This is a genomic window from Yoonia sp. (assembly GCF_036770585.1).
In the GTDB taxonomy this organism is placed as follows: Bacteria; Pseudomonadota; Alphaproteobacteria; order Rhodobacterales; family Rhodobacteraceae; genus Yoonia.
Window position 1 is genome coordinate 4775 of the sequence record NZ_DAIPIW010000098.1, and the last position, 2761, is coordinate 7535.

4 protein-coding genes are annotated in these 2761 nt (G+C 63.4%); 1 reads left to right on the plus strand and 3 read right to left on the minus strand.

Annotated features, from left to right (window positions below; translation table 11 throughout):
* The coding region (locus tag V7N12_RS12965) for a molybdopterin-dependent oxidoreductase (RefSeq protein WP_333715045.1) at positions 1 to 383 on the minus strand (383 nt) is incomplete at its 3' end.
* A gap of 85 nt (positions 384 to 468) precedes the next feature.
* The gene (locus V7N12_RS12970) at positions 469 to 1209 is read right to left on the minus strand and encodes a TSUP family transporter (RefSeq protein WP_333715043.1); all 741 of its coding nucleotides are present in this window, start codon (positions 1207 to 1209) and stop codon (positions 469 to 471) included.
* A 71-nt stretch (positions 1210 to 1280) separates the two neighbouring features.
* Here V7N12_RS12970 and V7N12_RS12975 point away from each other — a divergent pair, with 71 nt between their 5' ends.
* Entirely contained in the window at positions 1281 to 1415 is a 135-nt protein-coding gene (locus tag V7N12_RS12975; RefSeq protein WP_333715044.1) for a hypothetical protein, read from the plus strand.
* Here the strand turns inward: V7N12_RS12975 and V7N12_RS12980 are convergent.
* A complete protein-coding gene (locus V7N12_RS12980) occupies positions 1412 to 2758 on the minus strand; it encodes an aminotransferase family protein (RefSeq protein WP_333715046.1) in 1347 nt (448 codons plus the stop codon). The two genes, V7N12_RS12975 and V7N12_RS12980, sit on opposite strands and share 4 nt — an antisense overlap.
* Positions 2759 to 2761: the final 3 nt, after the last annotated feature.

Here is a 2761-nt window from a genome sequence, read left to right on the forward strand (position 1 = left end):
GTGAAGAAGGCCAGTTTCTCGGGGGCTGTCTCGCGGATCGGTTTCAGCCAGTCGGTGGCGATGGTCAGCGCCTCTTCCCACGAAATCTCTTCGAATTCACCCGACCCGCGTTCGCCCACACGTTTCAACGGCATGCGCAGACGTGAGGGCGCATTATGCTGCATGATCCCCGCGCTGCCCTTGGCACAAAGCACGCCCTTGTTGACGGGGTGATCACGGTTACCCTCGATATAAGCGACCTTGCCGTCCTTGAGATGCACATTGATCCCGCAGCGACAGGCGCACATGTAACAGGTGGTCTTGCGCACCTCGTCAGAGACCTTTGGCGAGGTCTCGAGTTTGGGCTGGTAGGTCAAATGCGATCCCTCCCCGATCGTATGCATCAAAGGTGTATCAATCCCCGCCGGACTGCAACCCTGCCTGTAGACTAGCGCCTGCGCTGCGCGATGCAAACTGCGCCGCGACCGATCACAGGATGGCCCGCAGCAGGCCCATGGCGGACAGGCCCAGCAGAATGAAAGCGGCGATCCGGCGAAAGGTCGAGGGCGAGGCGGTCAGAAAGCGCCGCCCGCCCAGCCAGACACCAAGACCTAGGATCGGGAAGGCCATCAGGATCGCGACCAGCGTATCGCGTGTCACCATGCCTCCGGCCCAGAGCCAGGGCAGGGTGATCAGGTCGAGCCCGGTGAGGTAGACGATCATCGTGGCGCGAAAGACCGCCGCTTGGACCGGTTGGGCCGAAAGGAAGGCCGCGACCGGAAGTCCCCCGACGCCCGCACTGTTGCAGGCCCCCGATAGCAGTCCCACCGCGCCGTAGCCGGGCCCGCGTATCCGCGCTTTCAGGGTCCATCCCGACAAAAGCACCAGTGACAGGACCAGAATGGTCCCCGAGATGACCAGCCGCACGGTGGTTTCGCCGACCGACAGGATCACCCCGACCGAAAAGGGCAACGCCACCGCCGCGCCCGCCAGCAGCCAGCCGACCCGTCCCCAGTCGATCTGTCCGCGAATGCCGCGCGCCTGAAAGGCTGTCATCAGGATTTCGCAGGCGAAGACGACGGGGATCAGCGGCAGCGGGTTCGTCACCAGCGCCGCGACCGCGATGAAGGTCGCCGAAAAGCCGAAACCGGAATAGCCGCGCACATAGGCGGCACCCAGCAGTCCGACCGCAAGGACCGCCATGGTTGCCGGGTCCAGATCAAATGGCATTCACGCCACCCCGGAGCGACGGAAACGCCACGCCACTGCGTTCAACGCTTATCCACGAAAAAGGGGCCGCCATGAAAGCTGGATATACCGCGATGATCGTCATCCTGCTGCTTGGGGCGCTCGGCATGATCCTGACCTCGGAGAGGTTGCGCCACGCCGAAGACGTGACGCTGCCGTTCATGGTCGCCGGTGGTGTCGCGGATTAGCCCAGAACGCGGGTGATGGCGGCATCCACTGCGGATGTGATGTGATCCAGATCATCGGCGGTGGCGATCAGCGAGGGTGCGAAGACCAGCGTGTTGTTGTAGCCGGGAACCGAGCGGTTGGTGGCCCCGATGATCACGCCCTGGGTCATGCAGTCGGCGACGATGGCTGCGACCTCTTTCTCGCCCAAGGGTTCCTTGGTCTCGCGGTCCTTGACCAGTTCGGCACCGGCGAAAAGACCCATGCCGCGCACGTCGCCGATCCACTTGTGCTTGTCCATCAGCGCTTGCAGGTTGCCTTTGAGATGCGCGCCCATCTTGGCCGAGTTGCCGCGCAGGTCCTCTTCTTCGATGATCTTCATGTTCTCGATGGCCGCCGCAGGCCCCGCCGTGCAGCCGCCGAAGGTCGAGATATCGCGGAAGTGGCCGAGTTTGTCGGTGTCGTCCTTGAACATCTCGAAGACGCGGTTTGTGGTGACACAGCAGGAAATCGCCGCATAGCCCGAGGCTACGCCCTTGGCCATCGTTACGATATCGGGCTGCACGCCGAATTGCTGGTAGCCGAACCAAGTGCCGGTGCGGCCAAGGCCGCAGACGACCTCGTCGATGTGCAGCAGGATGTCATACTTCTTGCAGATCTCCTGCACGCGGTCCCAATAGCCCTGCGGTGGCACGATGATCCCGCCGCCAGCGGTGATGGGTTCGAGGCAGAGCGCGCCGATCGTGTCGGGGCCTTCGGCCAGGATCACGTCCTCGATGGCTTGGGCGGCGTAGTGACCGTAAGCCTCGCCGGTGGATCCGTCCTGACTGCGGTATTCCAGACAATGCGGCACGCGGACAAAGCCGGGCGCGAACGGGCCGTATTGCGCGTTGCGTTCATCCTGACCGCCCGCGGACATCGTGGCCAATGTGCCGCCGTGGTAGTCGCGCTCGCGGTAGAGGATCTTGCTCTTCTTGCCGCCGTAATGCTTGTGGCTGATCTGGCGGACCATCTTGAAGGCTTTCTCGTTCGCCTCGGAGCCGGAGTTCGCATAGTAGACCCGGTCCAGCCCCGGCATCTTTTCGATCAGCATTTCGGCGAATTGCGCGCCGGGGATCGTGCCGAGGCTGCCGCCGAAAAAGCACATCTTGGTCACGGCATCGGCGATGACCTTGCCCATCCGCGCGCGGCCGTAGCCGATGTTGACGGTCCAGACCCCGCCTGAGACGGCGTCGACATGTTCCTTGCCCTTGATGTCCCACAGGCGCAGGCCCTTGCCCTCGACGATGATGCGCGGGTCGACGGTTTCGTAGACCTTGTGCTGGCTCAGATGGTGCCAGACGTGCGCGCGGTCGGCCTCGATGATGTC

What these genes read in the sequence shown, in the direction of transcription:
- V7N12_RS12975 (WP_333715044.1), top strand. Translation starts at nt 1,281, where the DNA reads ATGAAAGCTGGATATACCGCGATGATCGTCATCCTGCTGCTTGGGGCG.
- V7N12_RS12970 (WP_333715043.1), bottom strand. Translation starts at nt 1,209, where the DNA reads ATGCCATTTGATCTGGACCCGGCAACCATGGCGGTCCTTGCGGTCGGA.